Origin of the sequence: Pseudomonas canadensis (assembly GCF_000503215.1) — a bacterium.
GTDB classification, from domain to species: Bacteria; Pseudomonadota; Gammaproteobacteria; order Pseudomonadales; family Pseudomonadaceae; genus Aquipseudomonas; species Aquipseudomonas canadensis.
Map to the genome: position 1 here is coordinate 358,576 of NZ_KI628540.1, position 21,579 is coordinate 380,154.

The 21,579-nt window shown below is 60.3% G+C and carries 24 protein-coding genes; 13 read left to right on the forward strand and 11 right to left on the reverse strand.

The features are described from left to right. Nucleotides 1–26: 26 nt before the first annotated feature. The 3 genes from asnB to U367_RS0129610 all read right to left on the reverse strand — a co-directional run bounded on the left by asnB (nt 27) and on the right by U367_RS0129610 (nt 3,801). Nucleotides 27–1,931: an asparagine synthase (glutamine-hydrolyzing) gene (gene asnB / locus U367_RS0129600; RefSeq protein ID WP_028619796.1), complete on the reverse strand. Its 1,905-nt coding sequence runs from the start codon at nt 1,929–1,931 to the stop codon at nt 27–29. 45 nt (nt 1,932–1,976) lie between these two features. Further along, a complete protein-coding gene (locus tag U367_RS0129605; RefSeq protein ID WP_028619797.1) occupies nt 1,977–2,936 on the reverse strand; it encodes a diiron oxygenase in 960 nt (319 codons plus the stop codon). 79 nt (nt 2,937–3,015) lie between these two features. Further along, nucleotides 3,016–3,801 carry a crotonase/enoyl-CoA hydratase family protein gene (locus U367_RS0129610; protein ID WP_016977256.1) on the reverse strand — a complete coding sequence of 262 codons (786 nt, stop codon included), beginning with the start codon at nt 3,799–3,801 and terminating at the stop codon, nt 3,016–3,018. Between the two features lie 107 nt (nt 3,802–3,908). Between U367_RS0129610 and U367_RS0129615 the strand changes: the two genes are divergently transcribed. From U367_RS0129615 to U367_RS0129625, 3 genes are all read left to right on the forward strand, one after another. Further along, complete coding sequence (locus tag U367_RS0129615) at nt 3,909–4,706, forward strand: AraC family transcriptional regulator (protein WP_028619798.1); 798 nt, start codon at nt 3,909–3,911, stop codon at nt 4,704–4,706. Nucleotides 4,707–4,809: 103 nt separating this feature from the next. Further along, nucleotides 4,810–6,363: a DUF726 domain-containing protein gene (locus U367_RS0129620; RefSeq protein WP_028619799.1), complete on the forward strand. Its 1,554-nt coding sequence runs from the start codon at nt 4,810–4,812 to the stop codon at nt 6,361–6,363. A 41-nt stretch (nt 6,364–6,404) separates the two neighbouring features. Next, nucleotides 6,405–7,727: an Nramp family divalent metal transporter gene (locus tag U367_RS0129625; protein ID WP_028619800.1), complete on the forward strand. Its 1,323-nt coding sequence runs from the start codon at nt 6,405–6,407 to the stop codon at nt 7,725–7,727. Nucleotides 7,728–7,751: 24 nt separating this feature from the next. Here U367_RS0129625 and U367_RS0129630 read toward each other — a convergent pair whose 3' ends face one another. The 3 genes from U367_RS0129630 to U367_RS0129640 all read right to left on the reverse strand — a co-directional run bounded on the left by U367_RS0129630 (nt 7,752) and on the right by U367_RS0129640 (nt 9,559). Further along, complete coding sequence (locus U367_RS0129630) at nt 7,752–8,129, reverse strand: type II toxin-antitoxin system VapC family toxin (RefSeq protein WP_028619801.1); 378 nt, start codon at nt 8,127–8,129, stop codon at nt 7,752–7,754. After that, nucleotides 8,126–8,485, reverse strand: a complete 360-nt coding sequence (locus tag U367_RS0129635; RefSeq protein WP_236639999.1) for a type II toxin-antitoxin system Phd/YefM family antitoxin — start codon at nt 8,483–8,485, stop codon at nt 8,126–8,128. The genes U367_RS0129630 and U367_RS0129635 overlap by 4 nt, the downstream gene beginning before the upstream one ends. A gap of 141 nt (nt 8,486–8,626) precedes the next feature. Then, entirely contained in the window at nt 8,627–9,559 is a 933-nt protein-coding gene (locus U367_RS0129640; protein WP_028619803.1) for a LysR family transcriptional regulator, read from the reverse strand. A 118-nt stretch (nt 9,560–9,677) separates the two neighbouring features. Between U367_RS0129640 and U367_RS0129645 the strand changes: the two genes are divergently transcribed. From U367_RS0129645 to U367_RS1000000131265, 3 genes are all read left to right on the forward strand, one after another. Further along, complete coding sequence (locus tag U367_RS0129645) at nt 9,678–10,166, forward strand: DMT family transporter (protein WP_028619804.1); 489 nt, start codon at nt 9,678–9,680, stop codon at nt 10,164–10,166. Between the two features lie 4 nt (nt 10,167–10,170). Further along, complete coding sequence (locus U367_RS0129650; protein WP_028619805.1) at nt 10,171–10,623, forward strand: DMT family transporter; 453 nt, start codon at nt 10,171–10,173, stop codon at nt 10,621–10,623. 89 nt (nt 10,624–10,712) lie between these two features. After that, entirely contained in the window at nt 10,713–10,883 is a 171-nt protein-coding gene (locus U367_RS1000000131265; protein ID WP_016977247.1) for a metallothionein, read from the forward strand. A gap of 32 nt (nt 10,884–10,915) precedes the next feature. Here U367_RS1000000131265 and U367_RS0129655 read toward each other — a convergent pair whose 3' ends face one another. After that, nucleotides 10,916–11,188 carry a hypothetical protein gene (locus U367_RS0129655; protein WP_028619806.1) on the reverse strand — a complete coding sequence of 91 codons (273 nt, stop codon included), beginning with the start codon at nt 11,186–11,188 and terminating at the stop codon, nt 10,916–10,918. 146 nt (nt 11,189–11,334) lie between these two features. On the opposite strand from U367_RS0129655, the gene U367_RS0129660 reads away from it, so the two are divergent. The 3 genes from U367_RS0129660 (at nt 11,335) to U367_RS0129670 (ending at nt 13,352) form a co-directional block, all read left to right on the forward strand. Next, nucleotides 11,335–12,099, forward strand: coding sequence for an AraC family transcriptional regulator (locus U367_RS0129660; RefSeq protein ID WP_028619807.1), 765 nt, complete (start codon nt 11,335–11,337; stop codon nt 12,097–12,099). An 89-nt stretch (nt 12,100–12,188) separates the two neighbouring features. After that, nucleotides 12,189–12,362: a DUF1427 family protein gene (locus U367_RS1000000131270; protein ID WP_073860085.1), complete on the forward strand. Its 174-nt coding sequence runs from the start codon at nt 12,189–12,191 to the stop codon at nt 12,360–12,362. Between the two features lie 30 nt (nt 12,363–12,392). Then, nucleotides 12,393–13,352: a quinone oxidoreductase family protein gene (locus U367_RS0129670; protein ID WP_028619808.1), complete on the forward strand. Its 960-nt coding sequence runs from the start codon at nt 12,393–12,395 to the stop codon at nt 13,350–13,352. Between the two features lie 9 nt (nt 13,353–13,361). Here the strand turns inward: U367_RS0129670 and U367_RS0129675 are convergent, their stop codons facing one another. The 3 genes from U367_RS0129675 to U367_RS0129685 all read right to left on the reverse strand — a co-directional run bounded on the left by U367_RS0129675 (nt 13,362) and on the right by U367_RS0129685 (nt 16,443). Continuing rightward, a complete protein-coding gene (locus U367_RS0129675) occupies nt 13,362–14,387 on the reverse strand; it encodes a purine-nucleoside phosphorylase (RefSeq protein WP_028619809.1) in 1,026 nt (341 codons plus the stop codon). Nucleotides 14,388–14,401: 14 nt separating this feature from the next. Continuing rightward, nucleotides 14,402–15,349, reverse strand: a complete 948-nt coding sequence (locus U367_RS0129680) for a nucleoside-specific channel-forming protein Tsx (RefSeq protein ID WP_028619810.1) — start codon at nt 15,347–15,349, stop codon at nt 14,402–14,404. 155 nt (nt 15,350–15,504) lie between these two features. Next, the gene (locus U367_RS0129685; protein ID WP_028619811.1) at nt 15,505–16,443 is read right to left on the reverse strand and encodes an AraC family transcriptional regulator; all 939 of its coding nucleotides are present in this window, start codon (nt 16,441–16,443) and stop codon (nt 15,505–15,507) included. Between the two features lie 261 nt (nt 16,444–16,704). Here U367_RS0129685 and U367_RS0129690 point away from each other — a divergent pair, with 261 nt between their 5' ends. Both U367_RS0129690 and U367_RS0129695 read left to right on the forward strand, forming a co-directional pair. Further along, a complete protein-coding gene (locus tag U367_RS0129690) occupies nt 16,705–17,964 on the forward strand; it encodes an ABC transporter substrate-binding protein (RefSeq protein ID WP_236318746.1) in 1,260 nt (419 codons plus the stop codon). 18 nt (nt 17,965–17,982) lie between these two features. Continuing rightward, nucleotides 17,983–18,756: an L-iditol 2-dehydrogenase gene (locus U367_RS0129695; protein ID WP_028619813.1), complete on the forward strand. Its 774-nt coding sequence runs from the start codon at nt 17,983–17,985 to the stop codon at nt 18,754–18,756. Nucleotides 18,757–18,861: 105 nt separating this feature from the next. Here U367_RS0129695 and U367_RS0129700 read toward each other — a convergent pair whose 3' ends face one another. Then, nucleotides 18,862–19,554 carry an NUDIX hydrolase gene (locus U367_RS0129700; protein WP_028619814.1) on the reverse strand — a complete coding sequence of 231 codons (693 nt, stop codon included), beginning with the start codon at nt 19,552–19,554 and terminating at the stop codon, nt 18,862–18,864. A 147-nt stretch (nt 19,555–19,701) separates the two neighbouring features. Between U367_RS0129700 and U367_RS0129705 the strand changes: the two genes are divergently transcribed. Both U367_RS0129705 and pncB read left to right on the forward strand, forming a co-directional pair. Continuing rightward, nucleotides 19,702–20,349 (forward strand): nicotinamidase, encoded by a 648-nt coding sequence (locus tag U367_RS0129705; protein WP_028619815.1) that lies wholly within the window; start codon nt 19,702–19,704, stop codon nt 20,347–20,349. Nucleotides 20,350–20,360: 11 nt separating this feature from the next. Further along, complete coding sequence (gene pncB, locus U367_RS0129710) at nt 20,361–21,578, forward strand: nicotinate phosphoribosyltransferase (RefSeq protein ID WP_028619816.1); 1,218 nt, start codon at nt 20,361–20,363, stop codon at nt 21,576–21,578. Nucleotide 21,579: the final 1 nt, after the last annotated feature.

Below are 21,579 nucleotides of genomic sequence, written 5' to 3' on the forward strand. Positions count from 1 at the left end.
CGCGATCGCGAGGTGCCGCCGGGAAGTCAGTTCAAGGCGAAGCGTTTTTGCATCAGGCACAGCCCGGCGATTTCCATCAGCAGGTTGTCTGCCGAAGCGCGTTGGGCGGTGGACAAGCTTGGCAGGGTTGCCAGCAAGGCGCGTACTTTACGCGGGTCGAAGAACGGTACGTTATTCAATGCCGGGCCGCTCAACACGTCGTTGATCATTTCATACAGCTTCGATTGCGGGCTTTCGGATGCCGGCGGGGCGCGGAAGTACTGCTTCTTGCGATCCAGCACAGCCTGGGGCACATAAGGGCGCATGGCTTCGCGCAGCGCGTATTTCTCGGTGGCGCCGCGCACTTTCATGTTCACTGGCAGGCGGCACGCGGCCTCAATCACTTGGTGATCGAGCAGCGGTGGTCGACCTTCCAGACTGCCGGCCATTTCCATGCGGTCTCCCAGGGAGGTGAGCACCACGTTGGGCAGGCTGGACTTGGCCACCATATACAGCGAACGGTTCACCGGCTCCCAGCCGTTGAGCGCCCGTGGGCTCAGGCGATCGTAGAACTCGCGATAGGCATCGGTATTGCTGAAACGCTCACGGAAGTCATCGCTGTACAACTGCGCCAGGGGGCCGAACAGCGCCGACTGGGTTTGCAGCCAGGACACGCCATGGCCGAGTTCGTCCTGCACCCATTTCACATCATTTTTGCCGCCGGGCAGGTAGCGATCTTCGCTGGCATGCAGGCGTCGGCTGAGTTCGGCGATCGCGGTCGGGTCCTGGTTTTCGTGGTTGTACAACACCATGTCGCGACGATAGTGCGGGTAGCCGCCGAAGACTTCGTCGGCACCTTCACCAGTGAGTACGGCGCGCATGCCCTGATTCTGCACATATTTGCACAGCAGGTACTTGGCCACGCTGTGAGCGTTGGCGAAGGGCATTTCGGCGTGCCACAGGGCATTTTCGAAGTTATCCGCCATGTCGGAGGAGTTCACCGACAGCACATTGAGGTGGGCACGGTTATGCCGTGCGGCCACTTCGGCGTACTGGCGTTCGTCGTAGGCCTGCTCACCTTCGAACGACAAGTGGAACGCCTGCAATGGCTGGCCGGTCAGCTCGGTGGCGATGCCGAGCATGGCCGACGAGTCGAGACCGCCACTCAGGCACACTCCGACCGGTACATCGGCATGCAGGCGCAGGCGTACGGACTCTTCGATGGTGTTGCGCAGGGACTCGATCATCTCGGCTTCACTGCGCTGCTCGGTGGCTTGGGCATCCGGGAAGTCCCAGTCCCAGTACTGTTCGGTTTGCAGGCCGCTTTCATCGGCGATGATCCAGCAACCTGGTTTCACGCTGCGAATATTGTTGAACACAGTCCGGTCGCGCAGGATGAAACCGCGATTGGCGTAGGCTTCGTGGTCCCACTGCGCGGGTACACCGGCTGCTAGCAAGGCTTTGATTTCGGAGGCGAAGTACCAGGCACCTTCATGCTCGGTGTAGTACAGCGGCTTGACGCCCACCCGGTCACGCACGGCAAACAGCTTTTTGCGCAGGCGATCGAAGATCAGGATGGTGAATTCGCCGCGCAGTTGCTTGAGGCCGCGTACGCCATGGCGGCGGTACAGGTGCATGGCGATTTCGCTGTCGGACGAGGTCTTGAAGCGGCAACCATCGCTCTCCAGTTCGGCGCGGATGCGTTGATAGTCATAGAACTCGCCGTTGACCATCATCACCAAGTCGCCTTCGTCGGCCACGATAGGCTGGGTGCCGTTACCCAGGCCGACCAGTCCCAGGCGCACATAGCCAAAGGCGGCCTGGCCTTGGGGGTCGAACCATTGGCTGGAGCTGTCCGGGCCGCGATGATGGATTGCACGCAGGGCGGCATCGAACATGTTCGGGTTGAACGCACGAGGTTGTTTGGCAAAGACGCCAATGTATCCACACATGACAATTACTCTATTGAATTTGTATTGATCAGCAGCACGCTGGTTTCAAACGGTGGTGACCGGTTCGCTCATCACTGGCAGCTCAGGCAGCACCGCGTCGGGGTGTATGCCAATGGAGCTGAGAATCTCGGGCATGGCCGAGTAGTCCGCTTCGCCGGTCTCGGTAAATTGAGTCGGTAGTAGCAGCGATTGGTCGCCGAACACTTCGAGCAGTTGCGGCAGGATGATTCGCCACGCCGAAATCTCGCGCATCGGGAAGATCCGGATGGAGTTGGCGATGCCGCGGGTGAACAAGGCGGTTTGCTGCGCGGTGAAGTCTCCGACCACCTGCTGCACGAACAGCGGGAAGATGTGCTTGTGCACCAGCTCGTCTTTTTTGTGCAGGGCCACCACATGGCGAAACACCGGTTGGATCTCCGGCGCGTCGCTGAGGTCGGCCAGGTAGTCGCTGATAAATGTCTCCGAGACCAGCGAGAAGGCCAGGCGGTAGATCTTGAAATCCGCTTCGGACAGGGTGGCCTGGGCCTGGTTCAGGTGGCGGGTCAGTTCCAGCTCCGGCCATTTGATGCGCATGCCGCGCTGGGTAATTGCCAGCTCACACATGTTGATCGAAAACAGAGTGTGATAAGCCTCATCCGCCAGGGTTTCGGAAATCGTCGCGGCGCTGGCGGAGCTCAGGCGCGGGCCCAACTGCAGCAGGTCGATGCAGGACGGGCAAATGATTTCGGTTTCGATGGCGATGGTTTTCTGGTTATAGATCACCCAGCCGGCCGACAGGATCAGCAGTTTCAGGGCGTGGGGGTAGTGCTGGTAATGCGGATCATGGGCGAAAGGTAACAGGGCCTCGAGAAAGTCCGGCGCCTGCAGGTCAAGCTGGATATCCGGCCGTTGGGAATCGAGCTTGATCTGTGCGCGTTTGTGCCAGCTGCGTTCGATTTTGATCAATCGTTCATCGGTCGCGTCATTGCTGCGATAAAGATCGTCTTGAGTGCTGTGCTGAAACATGGTTTCACCAGGTTGATAGTGATTGTGAAGGCCATCCATGGTTTGCCGAGGTGCGCTCGGCAACGTTCACGACCGGGAGTTACACCGCTGGCGCGGTCTGGATCTTGTCCTTCTTGCGATCCAGGAAGTCCGCCAGGCGATCCTGTGTGCGGATATCCGAAGACACCACGGCAGCAATCAAGGCTTCCGTCATCAGGCCGTCCTGCTGGCTTTGATCGACAATGCGCGGCAGCACGTGGGTTACCGCGTAGTTGGTCATGGGCAGGTTGCCGGCGATCTTGTGCGCCAACTCGGTGGCCTTGAGTACCGCCTGGCCGACCGGCACCAGGTACTGGGCTACGCCGCGCTCATAGCTTTCCTTGGCGTAGAGCGTGCGGCCGGTGAGCATCATGTCGGTCATCAGGGCGATGCCGGCGATGCGCGGGAAGCGCACCGAGGCGCCGACGCCGACGTACAGGCCACGCATCGCCTCGGGCAGCGAGAAGAAGGCGCTGTCATCCACCACGCGCAGGCTGCAGGCCGTGGCGATTTCCAGGCCACCACCGATGGCGGCACCGGTAATGGCGGCGACGACGGGCACCTTGCCGAACTGGATCAGTTCAAAGGTTTTGTGCCATTCGCGGAAGGCCTGGACGTTGTCGATGACCGATTGGTCGCGGATCTCCGACAAGTCCAGCCCCGTGCAGAAATGCTGGCTGGTGCTGTAGAGCACGGCGGCACCAATGCCTTCAGGCATATTGGTGAAGGTATCGCGCAGTTCGTGCATGACTTCCAGAGACATGGCGTTTCGCTTCTGCGGGCGGTTGAGACCCACCATCAGAACGGCGCCGTCTACTCGTACGTCCAAGTAGTTTTTGACACTCATTTTCCGAATATCCCTTCGAGATGAACCCAACTTGGGGAGCGACGATTCTAGGTGGCAGAGTAGTGGCCCGCTTGCTATGTCAGGTCATACTTTGACAAAATCGGGCCATGCCGCCGACCTTCACTTATTCCCCGTACGAACCCGACAGCCCCGAAGCGGTGGTGACGCTGCGCGAGTACCCGTCCGGCACGGTGTTTCCACGGCATACCCATCGCCGTGGGCAGTTCGCTTATGCGTCCACCGGTGCGCTGAAAATGTTCACTGACCTCGGTAACTGGGTCGTACCGCCGCAGCGCGCGATCTGGGTGCCAGGCGGCGTCTCCCATGAGATGCACATGCGCGGCGATGTGGTGATGCTCAATACTTACCTGGACGACGACGCGGCCCGGCGCGCAGGGTTGCAGGACTATTGCCAGGTATTTGGCGTCTCGCCGCTGTTGCGCCATCTCCTGGAGGCGGCGCTGGCGATTGGGCCATCGGCCTCGCCCAGTGTTCGCGATCGCTGCGTGCTGACCCTGTTGATCGATGAAATCGGCGCTATGCCCGAGTTGCCCCTCAGTGCGCCGTTGCCCTCCGAAGCACGTCTGGCTCGTTCTTGTCAGCGCTTCCTCGAAGCCCCGACGCAGAAGATCTCCATCTGCGAGATGGCCGACTGGTCGAGCATGAGCCGACGCACCTTCACCCGTAACTTCCGTGAATGCACGGGCATGACCTTTGTGTCCTGGCGCCAGCAGGTGTGCCTGTTGGAGGCGACGGCGCGGCTCAGTCATGGCTCGTCCATCACCGATGTGGCGTTCGAGTTAGGGTTCAGCAGTTCCAGCGCGTTCACTTCGGTATTCCGCCGCAATCTGGGCGATTCACCGGCGCGTTACCTAGCCAAGTCCAAGGCCGCCTCCCTGTTCTGAAAGGACGAAGAGGCCAATGCGGTGCCTTTTCCCCCAGCGGTACGACGTTGAACCCCGCCCTTTGTTACTATCGCCGTCCCTTGTCACCAGGAGTCATTGCCCCATGCAGCACCAGTGGGATGAAATGCACCGCACCCGCAAGCCCACGTTCTTGATGTGTGGTGAGCCCCAGGGCGATGTGCTTAATCTCTATGTCCACGGTTATTCGGCGTTCTTCAACCGACAACAGCTGGGCAGCTTCAAGGCGCAGTTGGCGGGCATCGAAGGCTCCACCAACCTGATGCTGTTCTGGCCGGCGGGGCATTTCCTGGAAAACCTGTTTGCACCGTTCAAGGATGTGATCGGCGCAATGCTGGGCGGCGGCAGCCTGGGCGCGGCGACTGTCGGGGTGGGCAAGGCCATTGCGTATTTCCTCGATCACTACAAAAGCGTCGAGGCACGGGTGGACGAGGTCGCCAAGAGCTTGCTGCCCGAATTGGCCAATTACCTGCACGGCGAGTCCCTGGCAGTCCGGCGTATCAACCTGATTGGCCATTCCCTTGGCGCACGCATTCTGGTCAAGAGCCTGCTCGCCAATCCCGAGACCGCCCGTGAACTGCCATTGGACAATCTGCTGTTGATGGGCGGGGCGATCTGCACGTCGAGCCCGTGGGATGATGTATCGGCGCCGCTCAACGGGCGCGTGATCAATTGCCACTCCAGCAAAGACTGGGCGCTGGCCCTGAAACCGGATACCGAGCGTTGCATCGGCCGCTATGCGATCCCGGTGACGCCGGCGCTCAAGGCCAAGGTCACCAACGTGCACTTGGCGACCTTCGATCATGCCGCCTACTGGCCGCAGTTGCAGACGGTGGTGCAGTACACAGACCTGTTGCACGAGCGGCGCGGCATGATCCGCTCCGACCAGCGCAGCCCGCAGGTGCGTTTTGCCGAAGAGGACGCGGAGCTGTTTCCGGCGCTGGTGCAGGCGCGGCCCGAGGAGTTGAAGTTTCTCGCTGAACTGATGGCGCAAAAGCGCAGTGCGACTATCGACGCCACAGTGCGCGAGCCGCTCAAGCTGGCCATCGAGTTGCAGCGCATGGGCGGCGATACCTTTATGAACCTGGCCCGTGGCCACGGCGTGAGTTACCGCCAGATCGCCGAAGATGTGGTGCAGCGGCTGGGTATCAAGTTCGATGAGCCGCTCAATACCGTCGAATTGGCCGACCTTGAAGCCCAGGTCGCCGAAAAGCTCATCGAGCAGTACAAGGACAAACTCAGCAACGCCGACCGCCAGGTGTTCGACGCCGAACTCAAGGCCGCCGCGCAAAAGGAGCAGGGCTTGTTCAACCGTTTCGATGTCGGCCGATCGGCGACCACCGCGTTGAGCGGCACGGCGCTCGCCGGGTTGACCGGGTTTATCCTGCGTCGTGGCGCGGCCACGGCCATCCCGGTGGTGGGCCAGGCACTGGCCGCAGCGATGCTGCTGGTGAGCGGGGTACGCGCGTTTTCCGGCCCGGCGTATTCAATTACCACTCTGGCGGTGCTGGTGATAGGTGTGATTCGCCAGCGCATGGAGCGTGAAGCGCTGAACCAGGAGATGGACCTGGTGGTGCAAGTGGTCGAAGCGTTCGACTTGCCGCGGGAGACGGTGATGCGCACGGTCGCATCCGACTGATAAGCTGCGTCTCTATCGAGTGTGTTTGCCTGGGATACCGCGTGAAATTCAGCCTGCCAAAAATCGCTACCGCCCCCTTTTGCCCGCCGGAAGTCGCCGGTTCCGTCGCCGTTGACCCCAAGGCTTCGTTCTTCAAGCGCGCGCTGATGTTCGCCGGACCAGGCTTGCTGATCTCCATTGGCTACATGGACCCAGGCAACTGGGCCACGGCCATCGAGGCCGGCTCACGCTATGGTTACAACCTGCTGTTCGTGGTGTTGCTGGCCAGCCTGGCGGGAATGGCGGTGCAGTGCCTGTGCTCGCGGTTGGGCATTGCCACCGGAAAAGACCTGGCGCAACTGTGCCGCGAGCGCTACAGCAAGCGATCCGCACGCACCCAGTGGGTGCTTGCGGAAATCTCCATCATTGCCACTGACCTCGCCGAAGTACTCGGCTGTGCCCTGGCCTTTCACTTGCTGCTGGGGGTGTCACTGACCACCGGCATTGTCATCACTGCCTTCGATACCTTGCTGATCCTGGCCTTGCAGAACCGCGGTTTCCGCCGCCTTGAAGCGATTATGCTGGCGCTGGTAGCAACTATCGGCGTGTGTTTCTTCATCGAACTGGTCCTGATCAAACCTTTCTGGCCGGACGTGTTCAGTGGTTTCACCCCGTCATTGTCGGCCATCAGCGATGCTGCACCACTGTATTTGGCCATCGGCATCCTCGGGGCCACGGTGATGCCTCATAACCTCTACCTGCACAGCTCCATCGTGCAAACCCGGCTGATCGGCAAGGATCTGGCCAGCAAACAGGACGCGGTCAAGTTGGCGCGTATCGACACCATTGGCTCGCTAGCGCTCGCGCTGTTGGTCAACGCCGCGATCCTGGTGCTCGCTGCCGCAGCCTTCCACAAGACCGGCCACACTGACGTGGTCGAGATACAGGATGCCTACCACCTGCTTGATCCGCTGGTTGGTGGTGCCTTCGCCAGTATTCTGTTTGGCATTGCCTTGCTGGCCTCCGGGCAAAGCTCCACCTTTACCGGCACCATCGCCGGGCAGGTGATCATGGAGGGCTACCTCAACCTGCGTATTCCCTGCTGGCAGCGGCGTTTGATCACACGTGGCCTGGCGCTGATCCCTGCGTTCCTGGGGGTATGGCTGATGGGCGACGATGCCATCGGCAAATTGCTGATCCTCAGCCAAGTGGTGCTCAGCCTGCAGTTGCCGTTCGCGCTGTATCCGCTGATCCGCATGACCGGTGACAAGCAACTGATGGGGCCGTTCGTGAATCGCCTACCCACACGCTTGCTGGCGTGGTTTCTGTTCGCGGTGATCAGTGGGGCGAATGCCTGGTTGATTGGGCAGTGGGTCTTTGGGTAGACACAACGAAGCAATCGGGACGATTCACACCAGGATTGCCAGGGACGTGTATTGGGCGACCTGCGGATCGGCGGTCAATAGCTTCATGGGCTCGCTGATGGCGGTCGCAACGATGAGCCGATCAAACGGATCCTTGTGACGGTGCTCAAGGTCCTTCACCGCGATCGCATGTTCTGAGGTGATGGGCAGTTCGACGAATCCGCTTTCCAGGCAGTACTCACGGATTTCATCCAGATCGACGGTGAGTTTCCCCAGGCCGACCTTAATTGACAGTTCCCAGAATGTTGCAGCGCTGATGTAAATCTCTGCTGCGTTCTCAATCAGCTTCCTGGCTTTGCTGGATAGCTTAGGATCTTCACTCAGCGTCCAAAGCAGAATATGGGTATCCAGCAACATTCTCATAAGCGGTTGCCTTCGAAGGCATCCAGTAGGCCGTCAGGCAAAGGTGCATCGAAGTCTTCAGGAATGACGAGCTTGCCCTTCATTGCACCGATTCTCCGACCCTTGGATTTGCCGACGGGCACCAGCTGAGCCATCGCACGCCCATGTTTGGCAATGGTAATGATCTTGCCGGCGGCAGCTTCATCAACCAGCTTCGACAGATTATTTTTCGCTTCGCCCAGAGGTACGGTTGTCATGTGGTTATCTCCGCATTTTGGCCAAATATAGCCAAAACTACGTGCACTATCAAAGACGGCCAGACCGCTGACTGAAGCGGCTCGCGCAGCGCGCGATTTTTTGGGGTAAGTGAATTCCATTGCAGCTCTCTCAAAAAAATATCGTCAGAGTCTGCCTCAGCATGCAGAGGCCAGAAATACTGGCCCGGAAAATCAGAACGGACCTACCTATTTCTGTAAGGAAATTTCCTTCATAGCGACATTCTTCTCGACTTGGAAAAGTCACCGATCCCAATACGGCACCCCTCCAAAACATTCCACAAAATAATCAATCACCGTCCGCACCTTCAGCGACAAGCGCCGGCTCCCCGGCCACAGTGCCGCAATCTGCTGCGGCTCCAATGTTGTCGCCACGTCGTACTCCGTCAGCACTGCCCGCAAAGCGCCCGCACGCAAACTGTCGCCGATCAACCACGACGGAAACACCACCAGCCCCAGCCCCTGCTCGGCGGCGTAGGTGAGCGTGTCGGCATGGTTGCCGGTGATCGGGCCCTTGACGCTATAAGGTGTCCAGTCGCCCTGGCCCTTGCGGAAAAACCAGCGTTGCTGGCCGGTAATGCCTTTGTAGGCCAGGCACTGGTGGTTGATCAGTTCGTCAGGATGTTGCGGTGCGCCGTGTCGGGCCAGGTAGGCCGGGCTGGCGGCGATGCGGAAGCGTTGAGGGGCGAAGATGCGCGCCTGCATGCTGGAGTCGTTGAGCACGCCGATGCGGAACAGCAGGTCGGTGCCGTCTTGCAGCGGGTCGACATAGGTGTCGGTTTGCTGGATATCCAGTTGCAGCTTCGGGTAACGCCGGCACAACTCGCCCAGCCAAGGAGAGAGATGGCGCTGGCCGAACACCATCGGCGCATTGATGCGCACCAGGCCGCTGGGTTCGCTTTCCTGTTCCTGCAGCGCCTGGCCGGCGGCTTCCAGTTGTTCCAGCATCAACCGCGCATGTCGTCCGAGCAAGCGCCCGGCTTCGGTAGGGCTGACGGCGCGGGTGTGCCGGTAGAGCAGTTGCTGGCCGAGGGCCTGTTCCATCAGTTGGATCTGCCGGGAGATGGAAGAGGGCGCCAGGCCCTCTCGGCGCGCCACTTCGGAAAAGCTGCCCAAGTCCAGTACGGCGACGAATAGGCGCAGCGCCTTGAAGCTCAGTTCATTCAAGCCTTGCATCGTGCCTCCAGGCTGTGCGTTTTGCGCAAAGGTGTTGTTGGTATGCTCCCATTTATCGCACAGGACGGCCACCGGATAATGCTCGCCATCCAATCCTTTGTAGATGTGCAGGTGGTGTATGCAAGCAAGTTCCATCGAGGGCGTGGCGTTAGCCAAGCCGAAAAAAAACGTCCTGCGGCTACTGCTTTTGCCGCTGGTGATCGTGGCTGGCATGGGTTTGTCGGTTGAAGCGGGCCTGCTCGGGCCATTGGGTGTGCAGGTGGGGCATTTGTGGGCGACGCTGAGCATCTTTGGTGTGGGCTCGGCCATCCTGTTTCTACTGCTGCTGTTCAGTGGCCCGCAAAAGGGCCCGGCGTTGTCCGAGTTGCCGCGCTGGCAGTTGATCGGCGGTTTGCTGGGGCCGATCTACGTGGTGGTGCTGACCCTGGCCACGCCGCATATCGGCATCGCGATGACCATGATCGCGATTCTTTCGGGGCAAGTCGGCAAGAGCGTGCTGATCGATCATTTCGGCTGGTTCGGGGCGGCGCGCAAGCGGGTCAATGGCGAGCGCTGGATTGCCCTGGCGCTGATTGTGGTGGCACTTGTTTTGATTGCGCGAGGTTAAGGCGATGAACCTGATTCTGTTACTGGTAGTAGTAGTCGCCGCAGGTGCGGTGTTGAGTGTGCAGGCCGCCATCAATGGTCGCCTGGGCCAGACGGTGGGTGTATTGCGCGGCAGCCTGGTGACTTTTGGAGTGGGCGCGATTGTCACTGCGTTGTTGATCCTGTTCTTTGAACCCGCCCAGGCAGTGAGCTTGCTGGATGTGCCGAAATGGCAACTCACGGGGGCCTTGTTCGGAGTGGTGTACATGATGGTGATGGTCGGCGCGGTGCCTGTCGTCGGCACGGCGGTAGCGACGGTGGCGGTGATCGTCGGGCAATTGGGCATGGGCATGCTCATCGACAACTTCGGTTGGCTGGGCAATCCGGCGATTGAATTGTCGGGTGCGCGGATTGTGGCGATGGTCTGCCTGGCCCTGGCCCTGGTGTTCATGTACCGCAGCAATACCCGCGCCGACTGACGGTTTGAACCATCGCCGACGGGCCGCAGTCACTCTTTAAGGTGCCGGCGCCCGCCGCACCGGGACGACCAAGAAAAAGGAGTCTGACCATGCCAGATAAGACCTGTGCCTGCCCACACTGCAAGTGTGTGCTGGGAGCTGACGCGGTAATGAAGGACGGCAAGGGCTATTGCTGTCAGGGCTGTGCGGAGCACCATGCGCATGGTGAGCCGTGTGCGGCGGCAACCGGGTGCGAGTGTGCCAAATCCGCCAAAGGTTGATGTGTTTGCGGGAGCCGGCCAGCCGGCTCCTATTATTGGCGTTCGAGTTCGAGCCGCAGGCTATGGTCGGCCAGGTGTCGACGATGCTTCACCACGCCACGGGTACGTCGTCCCTCCAGCGCAAACACCACCGTCTGCGCGTCACGTAGATCGTCCGGCAACGGTTGAAACACTTTCAGTACCGTCCCACCCGCTTGGTGTTGCAAGCTCACTTGGCATTCGACATGCCGGGTAATCGGCCCGAACAGGGTGTCCTGGGTGTAGTCGATCCGTGCCATGCCGTTGACCGGCAGTATTGCATCCATGGTCTCTCTCCTTGATCAAGCCTGTAGCGCACGCGTCCGAGCTGTGTCGGTATAAGCCAATGATCCGCGTGACCCGTAAAAATTCACTCGGATTGTCGAACGGTGGTCATTACCATGGCGGCTCACCCTTGATTGATGTGTACATCATGGCCCTGGCTGCGCCTCCCGACCTCAGTGATCACGCCGTCCCCGTGCAGCCCTTGGCGCGTACCTATCCGCGTGGACTGTACGTTGAGCCCCATAGCCATGACTGGGGCCAATTGCTCTACGCCATGAGCGGCGTGATGTGGGTCGAGACGCCGCGCGAAGCCCTGGTGGTGCCGCCGCAGCGTGCCGTCTGGCTGCCGCCCGGGGTGGAACACGGAATTCGCGTGGTGTCGGATTTGCAGATGCGCAATATCTACTTGCGTCCGGCACTGGCGGCCACATTGGACAGCCAGGTGCAGGTGATCGAGGTCGGTGGGTTGCTGCGTGAACTGATCGTCACACTGGTGGACCAGGGCGATAACGGCGATGCGGCGTATTACGACGCCGTGGTCAGCCTGGCCTTGCTGGAATTGCAGCGGGCGCGCCGCTCGCAGATCCGCATCGCGATGCCGGTGGATGCCGACCGTCGACTGATCAGTGCGTGCCAGGCGGTCATGGCTGCGCCATCGCTGGAGATTGCTTTCGAACAGCATGCCGAAGCCGCCGGAGCCAGTGTGCGTACCTTGTCGCGGCTGTTTCAGAATAACCTGGGCATGGGCTTTGCCGAATGGCGCCGCCAGGTGCAATTGGCCACGGCGGTGGCGGAGTTGATCCAGGGCCAGCCAGTCAGTGCGATCGCACGCTCCCTCGGCTATTCCCCCAGCAGTTTCAGCGACATGTTCCGACGCGAACTCGGTATAGCGCCTTCGCAGTACATCGGCTGAGGAGTTGGCCGAAATTCTGAAGCACTTGGCCGATGCTTCAGGAAGGTGCCCTCTACACTGAGCGCATCCACCCACAAGGCGCTACCCCCATGAACTACCTGATTTCCCTCGCCATCGGCCTGTTTGTCGGCGTGATCTATGGCGCCTTGGATTTCCGTTCGCCCGCACCGCCGGCCATCGCCCTGGTGGGCCTGATGGGCATGTTGCTGGGTGAAAAGCTCTGGCCCATGGGGCGGCAGCTGGTGGGCACTTGGTTCTCCTGATCTCTTTTTTCACTTCGATGGATATTGGCCATGAAAGCACTGCAATTTTCCGCCACCGGCGACCTCGCCGCCCTGCGCTTCGTTGATGTCGCCACCCCGGTGCCGGCCGCCGGTGAAGTACTGGTGCAGGTCAAGGCCGCCGGCCTTAACCCCAGTGACGTCAAAAACGTGCTTGGTCGCTTTCCCTACACCACTTTGCCGCGCATTCCCGGTCGTGATTTTGCCGGTGTGGTGGTGGAGGGACCGCAGGAACTGCTGGGCCAAGAGGTTTGGGGCACTGGCCGTGACCTGGGTTTTTTTGCCGACGGTTCCCACGCCCAGTACCTCACTGTGCCGGCCAAGGGCGTGGCGCATAAGCCCAGCCATTTGAGTTTTGCCCAGGCCGCCAGCCTCGGTGTGCCCTATACCACCGCCTGGGACGCCCTCGAGCGCAGTGGTGTGACCCAAGGCACGCGCCTGTTGGTGATCGGTGCCAATGGCGCGGTCGGCAGCGCCACCCTGGCCCTGGCAAAAATCCGTGGCGCCCAGGTGCTGGCCGCTGTACGTCGGCCAGAGCAGGCCGAGGTATTGCAGGCGCAAGGTTGTGAAGCGGTTACCTTAGGCAAACCGGAAGAGCTCGGTGCGCAGGTCAATGCGGTATTCAAGGGCGGCGCTGATGTGATCTTCGACACCACCGGTTTCTGGCTGCCGGCGGCCGTTGCAGGTTTGGCGCCGTTCGGTCGCATCGCGATCATCGCCGCGCCGGTGGACGGTCATGTACAACTGCCGGCGCTGGCGCTGTATCGCAAAGGCGGCTCGGTGGTGGGGATCAACTCGTTGCTCTACAACTGCGAGCAATGCGCGGTGATGCTGGAGCAGTTCGGGCGTTTCTTTGATGAGGGCTTGTTGCCGTTGCCCACCGGCCTGCATGAAGTGGCGCTGGCCGATGGGGTGCAGTGCTATGAGGCCGTGAATCAAGGCAGCGCAGACAAAATCATCTTCCTGCCTTGATCCTGGTGGTCAGGCCTCGGGAACACCGTTCTTCCACGCCGACCAATTCTTGAGGATCGCCTGTACCAACGGGTTGCCCGTGCGGTACAGGTTTTCCAGCGCCGGCACAAAACCGCCCTGATCCGCGTACTTCAGCAGGTTGTCCACTTCGCTGTAGCCAGGGTACGGACGGTCGAAGTCCGAGCCTGCACGCACCACCGCCAGGCGCTGGATATCCACCAGACCTTCGCGACTGGCGCGCAGCAGGGCTTCGTAGGTGGAGTTGTCTTCCTGTTGGGTGGTGCAGTATTCACCTTTGTTGTCGGTCAGCAACTTGGTCCAGACTTCGGCGCGTTCGCTCAGGCGTGTACCGGAAAACCAGGTGTTGCCCGCCAGGGTGTCGCAGCGGGTGACTTCCGGCGGTTGATTGGCCGGGGCGGCGGGGTAGTGTTTACGCCAGGCGGCGGACTCCTTGCTTTCGGTCAGCTCCACTTTTTGTGACAAGGCAAACGCCTTGGCCTGCAACTTGGGGTTCAGCTCAAACACTTCGGTCTTGTAGTCCAACGGTGGTTTTTCGTTGGGACCTTTGGTGTTGATGCCGATATAGCCCGTCGGCCAATCCTTGGGCGCATCCCGTGAGTCCAGCTCCCACTGGGTGCCGAATTCCACCAGGTAATGGGCCCAGGCTGCGGTGCCGATGGTGCCGTGCTTGGGGCTGATGCCGGCGATCCCGGCGATCAGGAAATAGCTCTGGCGCAGGTCGAATTTGGGCGACAAGGCCAAGGCCAGCGTGGACGCGGCGGCGTTGGTCTGGCCCATGCCAGTGGCCAGCAGGCACACGTCCTGGGTGTTGCAGCGGATTACCGGGTATTCGGCGGACAGCCCTGGGACGCGGACTTCCTGCTTGAGCTCCAGGCGATCGATCCAGGTTTGCGCCTCAGGGGCGAACATGGTGATCAGCATCACCTTGGGTTTGATCGGTGCGGTATCGGCCAGCACCACGTGGGGCAGCAGCGCCAGGCCGACCGCCATGGAGAAACGTGTAAACGCGTTCATCTAAAGCTCCTCTATCAGAATTGGTAGCCCACGCCGGCGTAGTAACCCCAGCCGTCGGAACGGGCGCGGAAGTTGCCTTCGCCGAAATTCAACTCACTGCCGTCTTCCCAGTTGCCGCCGTTATGGAAGTAACGGCCGACCAGGGTGAAACGCAGGTGGGTGAACGAGTACAGCAACACATTGGTCGCGACCAGCGAGTTGGCGGTGCGCGCCGGGTTGTCCTTGTGCAGGTCGGAGCCGAAATCGTAGTTGGTGAAGCCGATGTAGGTCAGCGAGGCGCCGTTATCGAATTTGCCGATGGGCACGATGTACTTCATCTGCGCACGGTAGCCATCCCATGAATATTCATTGCTGGCGCCGTAGTTTTCCCACTGGTAGCGCCCGTAGAAGTTGGCCGACAGGTTCACCCGCGAATGGGTGTCGATGTCGGTGCCGAGGCCGCTGTACAAGGTGTTGGCGCGGTTTTCCTTGCGGCTGCCATGGTCGTAGATCCAGTCGAACGCTACATACCATTCCTTGAACGGGCCGAAGGCCAGGCTACGGCCCGCCAGGTAGTCGATGGAGATACGCGGTTCGTGCTCCATGAACACTGGCGAGCCATGGTCCCACACGCCTTTGTCATTACTGTTACCGATGGTGAGAATCTTCGGCACGTCGACATAGCCGTACAACTCGAACGGCCCTTTGCGGCCGAAGTACTCGTATTCCAGGTAGACATCATCCTGTGGCTTGGGGCCGAAGCTGATGTCTTTGCTGCCAATCAATGTCAGGTCCTGGTTGAACCATTCCGACAGGTACGCGCCTTTTTTCGCCGGGCTGGCTTGCGGGCTGAGGGTTTCGCCCTGTGCTGAGTCATCCACGGGTTTTTCCTGCGCCAAAATGGGGGCGCTGAGTACTCCCGTAACGGCGGCCAGTAGCAAGGAAACACCAAAGGAGGCAGGACGCCTTGAGGTGGAGTGCATTGAAAATCCCTATTCGTACGCGGTTTGAACCCGATTCTCCGGGTAAGGGTGAACTTGGCAGGCAAGTTCGTACCGCAAACGTTTGCACAGGCTGTACCAAGTTTGCTCAATGGGTTGATCAAATTGAAAAAAACGGGATTTAGTCGACCTTTTGGTCAGAATTGATTGGGTGTCATTTTTTCAATGTGTTGGAACAGGTGCATCGCTGTTTCCCGTCGATAGTCACTCGGCGTCTGGTGCATTTCGATACGGAAGTGCCGGTTGAAATTCGACAGGTTGGCGTAGCCCACTTCAAAGCAGATATCCGCCACCGACATGTCGCTTTGCAACAGCAGTCGGCAGGCGCGCTGCACCCGGAACTTGCGCATCAGGTCGATGAAGCCGTGGCCGGTGTTGCGCTTGAAGAAGCGTGAGAAGCCCGGCTCGCTCATCTCCAACTGTTGCGCGATCACCGACAGGCGAACATCGCCGGTCAGCTCGCGCATCAGATAGTCAAACGCCTTGTTGATACGTTCGGCGCTGCGTGCATCCAACGTCGGTGCATAGCATGGGCTGGCCAGGGCCTTGGCCTGTTGTGTCGGGGCGTTCTTCAGGGTGTCGAGCAGTTGCAGGAACAGGATCAAGCGTTGCAGGCCGTGGGCGGCGCCGATGGCTTCCATCAAGTGCGCAGCCTGCAACGCGGTGTCGCCGGTGAATTCCAGCCCGCGCCGGGCACGCTCGAACAGCGGTTGCAGGTCACCGAGTTCCGGCAGGGTCTTGCGCAGGGCGAGGAGGGCGGCACCGTCGAATTGCAACACCACGTCGCGCCCGCTCAGGTATTCGCCGGGGGCGAGTTCACCGATCCAGTCATGGGGCAGGTCGGGGCCAATCAGCGCCACATGCCCGGCACTGAACGCACCAATGTAGTCGCCCGCGACCAGTTTGCCGCTGCCTTGGCGGATCAGATGGATTTCAAATTCGGGATGGTGGTTCCAGCGCGCCAGGTCGTAGGGGTAGTCATGTTCGAACCAGCGGAAGCAGTGGTCCGGCTCGGGCAGGATCACTTCGAGTTCGGCGGGGCGGTGCTCGAACAGCTTGGCGCGGCTGATGGGCATGGCGGGATTCTTATGATTCTTGGAATCGCTCCAAAATACGCGCCTCAGTCATGGGCGCGCTACCCCTGGTTTTGCCTGGCACTGATACTTTTTTAACGTTCATATCCAGGTTAAAAAAGTATCAGTCACCCATCCTCCAGGCGTTTGTGGGGGCTTGGCCAAGCTGCTGTAATCGGCCCTCAACAACAAAAACAACAGGTAGAAACCGCTATGTCCAAGCTCCCGCAAGCGTTGTTCCTGCTTTCCAGCCTGACGCTGGCCATGCCCAGCCACGCCGCCGACACCGTGACCATCGCCACGGTCAACAACAGCGACATGATCCGCATGCAGCGCCTGTCCAAGGTGTTCGAAGCACAGCACCCGGACATCAAGCTCAACTGGGTGGTGCTGGAAGAAAACGTGCTGCGCCAGCGCCTCACCACCGATATCGCCACCCAAGGCGGGCAGTTCGACGTGCTGACCATCGGCACCTACGAAACCCCACTCTGGGGCGCCAAGCACTGGCTGGAACCCCTGACCCAACTGCCGGCCGATTATGACGCCGACGATATCTTCCCCTCGGTACGCCAGGGCCTGTCGGTCAACAACACCCTGTACGCCTTGCCGTTCTACGGCGAAAGCACCGTCACCTACTACCGCACCGACCTGTTCAAGCAGGCCGGGTTGAGCATGCCCGCGCATCCTACCTGGACGCAGCTCGGCGAGTTCGCCGCCAAGCTCACCGTCAAGGACAAGGGCCAATACGGCATGTGCCTGCGCGGCAAGGCCGGCTGGGGCGAGAACATCGCCTTGCTGAGCACCATGGCCAATGCCTTTGGTGCACGCTGGTTCGACGAGCAGTGGAAGCCCGAGCTGACCAGCCCCGAGTGGACGGCGGCCGCCAACTTCTATGTCAACACCCTCAAGCAATACGGCCCGCCGGGTGTGTCCAGCAATGGTTTCAACGAAACCCTGGCGCTGTTCAACAGCGGCAAATGCGCGATCTGGGTCGATGCCAGCGTCGCCGGTTCCTTCACCACCGACAAGAGCCAGAGCAAGGTCGCCGACAGCGTCGGTTTCGCTGCCGCGCCTACCGAAGTCACCGATAAAGGTTCTTCGTGGCTGTATGCCTGGTCCCTGGCAATTCCGGCCACGTCCAAGCACAAGGACGCTGCCAAGGCCTTCATTAGTTGGGCGACGTCCAAGGAGTACATCCAGCTGGTCGCTGATAAAGAAGGCATCACCAACGTACCGCCGGGCACCCGACAATCTACCTACAGCGAGGCGTACTTGAAGGCTGCCCCATTCGCCCAGGTGACCCTGGAAATGATGAAGCACGCCGATCCCGCGCACCCTTCGGCCAAGCCGGTGCCGTACGTGGGCATCCAGTACGTGACCATTCCCGAGTTCCAGGCCATTGGCACTTCGGTCGGCAAGCTGTTCTCTGCGGCGCTGACCGGTGGCATGTCGGTTGACCAGGCCCTGCTGGAAGCCCAGTCCACCACCGAGCGCGAAATGAAACGCGCCGGCTACCCGAAATAACTTCAACAGGACTTTTTCATGAAACGACTTGAAGGCAAGAGCGCGCTGATCACCGGATCGGCGCGTGGCATCGGCCGCGCCTTTGCCCAGGCCTACATCGCCGAAGGCGCCACCGTGGCCATCGCCGACATCAACCTGCAACGGGCCCAGGCCACGGCGGCTGAGCTGGGCCCACAGGCGTATGCCGTCGCCATGGATGTCACCGACCAGGCGTCCATCGACGGTGCGATTGCCGCAGTGGTCGCCCAGGTTGGCAAGCTGGATATCCTCGTCAACAACGCCGCGCTGTTCGACCTGGCGCCCATTGTCGATATCACCCGCGACAGCTACGAACGGCTGTTCTCGATCAATGTCGCCGGCACGCTCTTCACCTTGCAGGCCGCCGCACGGCAGATGATCAGCCAGGGCCATGGCGGCAAGATCATCAACATGGCCAGCCAGGCCGGACGCCGCGGCGAGCCGTTGGTGGCAATCTACTGCGCGACCAAGGCGGCGGTGATCAGTTTGACGCAATCGGCGGGGTTGAATTTGATCAAGCAGGGGATCAACGTCAACGCCATCGCACCGGGTGTGGTGGATGGCGAGCATTGGGATGGGGTGGATGCATTGTTTGCCAAGCATGAAGGGTTGGCGCCTGGCGAGAAGAAAAAGCGGGTAGGGGGCGAAGTACCATTTGGGCGGATGGGCACGGCGGAGGATCTGACCGGGATGGCGGTGTTCCTGGCCTCGAAAGAGTCCGACTACGTGGTGGCCCAGACTTACAACGTCGATGGCGGCAACTGGATGAGCTGACCGAAAAAACCTTGTAGGAGCCGGCTTGCCGGCGATGAGGCCCTTGAAAACTGCGCAATGCCCAAGGCCGCCATCGCCGGCAAGCCGGCTCCTACAGAGGGTGGTTCACTCGGCAAAACTGCGATCAAAGAAATAAATGTCCCCAGGCTTCAGTTTCTCCACCGTCGCCTGGGGCCTGCCGCCTTCACCATTCTTCTTGCGCCCCGTCTCGCGCAGGTACCCCGCCTCAGTCAGCTTCAGCAAGCGCTGGCGAATACTGGTCTTCAATACCGGCCGCGCCAGCACCAGGGAAAAGATCGTGGTCGCTTCCGGCGCGCTGAATTCATCGCCCAGGAACATCAGCGGCAAGCTGCTGTACAGCGATTTGGAAAACAAGCGTTCCTGCACGGCGGCCACGATGCTGTTGTGATCGAACGGCAGCTTGATGCTGCCATCCGCCACCCCCGCCAGTGAAAACCAGGCCTGATGCTCACCCAGCTCTACCTCATCCGCCACGATCGCCAGGTAGTAAGTGGACGATGACCAGCAGCGCGGATCACGAAACGCATCCCCCACCGTGCCCACTTGCTCGCTCCAGGCCAGATCAAGTCCGACCTTGTCACTCGCGCGCAAGCGCTCCACCGCGTCCTTGAGGCTCAGATCTTGCACGCCGCCATTCACCACCACGCCCGGCAGCGCCCAGTGCCCGGCGAAGGGCTCGGCGTCGCGTTTGTTCAGCAGCAATTTCAGTTCCCCGGAGGCGCGGCAATAAAACAATACGCACAGGTCGACGGTGTGGAGGTAGGGGCTCAGGGGCATGTTGACGTCCTTCTAGACAGCGATGACACACAGTCTAACGAATCGAGCAGATATGTCATGGACTTGCTCCAGGATAGATAACCAGATGTTTCTTGCAATGAAAGTACATGACGTGTACTTTTGTTTCCAGGCCACAGGAGAACCACCATGACCCTCTCGATATCCGCCATCGCTTCATTCGACGTAGACGCCCAGAAAAGCTTCACGCCGCTGTGCCCCAACGAATTGCCTGTGGCCGGCGGCGACCAGATTGGTGCCGAGCTCAACTACATGGCGAGTCTGGCGGGCCATCGCGTCGGCAGCAAAGACGCTCACACCCCGCATGCGCCCTGGGTGGTGTCGCAGCACAGCGAGATGCTGCAAGCCACCGGCCTGACCCACGCCGATGTGACCTGGGTCAGCCATTGCGTACCCGGCACCGAGGGTTTCACCTTGCTCGACGAATTACCTACGCCTTATGACTACGACTACTTCATCTGGAAAGGCGTCGAACCCGACCTGCACCCCTACGGCGCCTGCTACCACGACCTGCACGACAAACTCTCTACCGGCGTGATCGAGTACCTGAAAGCCCAGGGCGTGACCCGCGTGATCGTCGGCGGCCTGGCTTTGGACTACTGCGTCAAGACCACCGCATTGCAACTGCTCAAGGCTGGCCTGGAAGTGGTTCTGCACTTGCCGGCGTGCAGAGGCATTACGCAGGAGGGCGGTGTACAGGCGGTCAACGAGTTACTCAAGGCCGGTGCCGTCATCAGCAGCACCCGCGAAGAACTGGCCGCGATGGCCGCGCGTTAAGGAGACATACCATGGAAAGTGCCTACGACTACGAAACGCCCGTTATCCAGGGGTTGCTCGACACCGACTACTACACCTTCACCATGATGCAGGCCGTGTTGCACCAGTACCCCAATGTCGATGTGGAGTACAACTTCATCGTGCGGTCCAAGGAAAAGCTCGGCCACCTGATTCCCGAAATCCGTGCCGAGTTGGAGCAACTCGCCAGCCTGCGTATGCGCGAAGGTGAGCTGCGCTTTCTGTTCAATCCACGCTTTCGCGAATACCTCACCCCGGACTACGAGCGATTCCTCGGTCTGTTCCGCTTCAACCTGCGCTACATCCACGTCAGCGAAATCGATGGCCAACTCAACATCCGCGTGGTCGGCCCGATGCTGCACTGCATCATGTTCGAACAGCCGGTCCTGGCCCTGGTCAGTGAGCTGCGTAACCGCAGCAAATACCCCGACGTGACCCTGGAAGATGTCACCCGCAAGCTCTACCAGAAATTCGACTGGCTGCAGAAAAACCTCAGCCGCGAAGAACTCGCCGACCTGCGTGTGTCTGACTTTTCCACCCGGCGCCGCCTGTCGTTCAAGGCCCAGCGTGAAGTGGTCGACATCATGCGCCGCGACTTCCCCGGCCAGTTTGTTGGCACCAGCAACGCGCACCTGGCCTACGAATTCGACCTGCCGCTGATCGGCACCATGGCCCACCAATGGCTGATGGTGCACCAGCAACTGGGCCGCCTGCGCGAAAGCCAGAACGCCGCGCTGGAAAACTGGGTGCGCGAATACCGTGGCCGTCTCGGCATTGCCCTGACTGACTGCATCAGCACCGACTTTTTCCTCAAGGACTTCGACCTTTACTTCGCCAAACTGTATGACGGCCTGCGCCAGGACTCCGGTGACCCCATCGTCTGGGCTGACAAGGTGCTGGCGCGCTACAAGCAGCTGGGCATCGATCCGATGACCAAGGACTTGATGTTCTCCGACGGCCTGAACTTCGAAAAATGCCTGCCGATCCTGCGTCACGTGCGTGGCAAGGCCAAATTCGGCTTTGGCATGGGTACCAGCCTGGCCTGCGATGTGGAGGGCGTCGAACCGCTGAGCATCGTGATGAAACTGGTGCGGGTGCACGGCGAACCGGTGGTGAAATTCTCGGATGACCCGATCAAGAACGTTTGCGAAGACGCCTCGTTTTTGCAGTATGCAGCACAAGTGTTCAATGTTGGCAGCGTGGAGGTGTGAC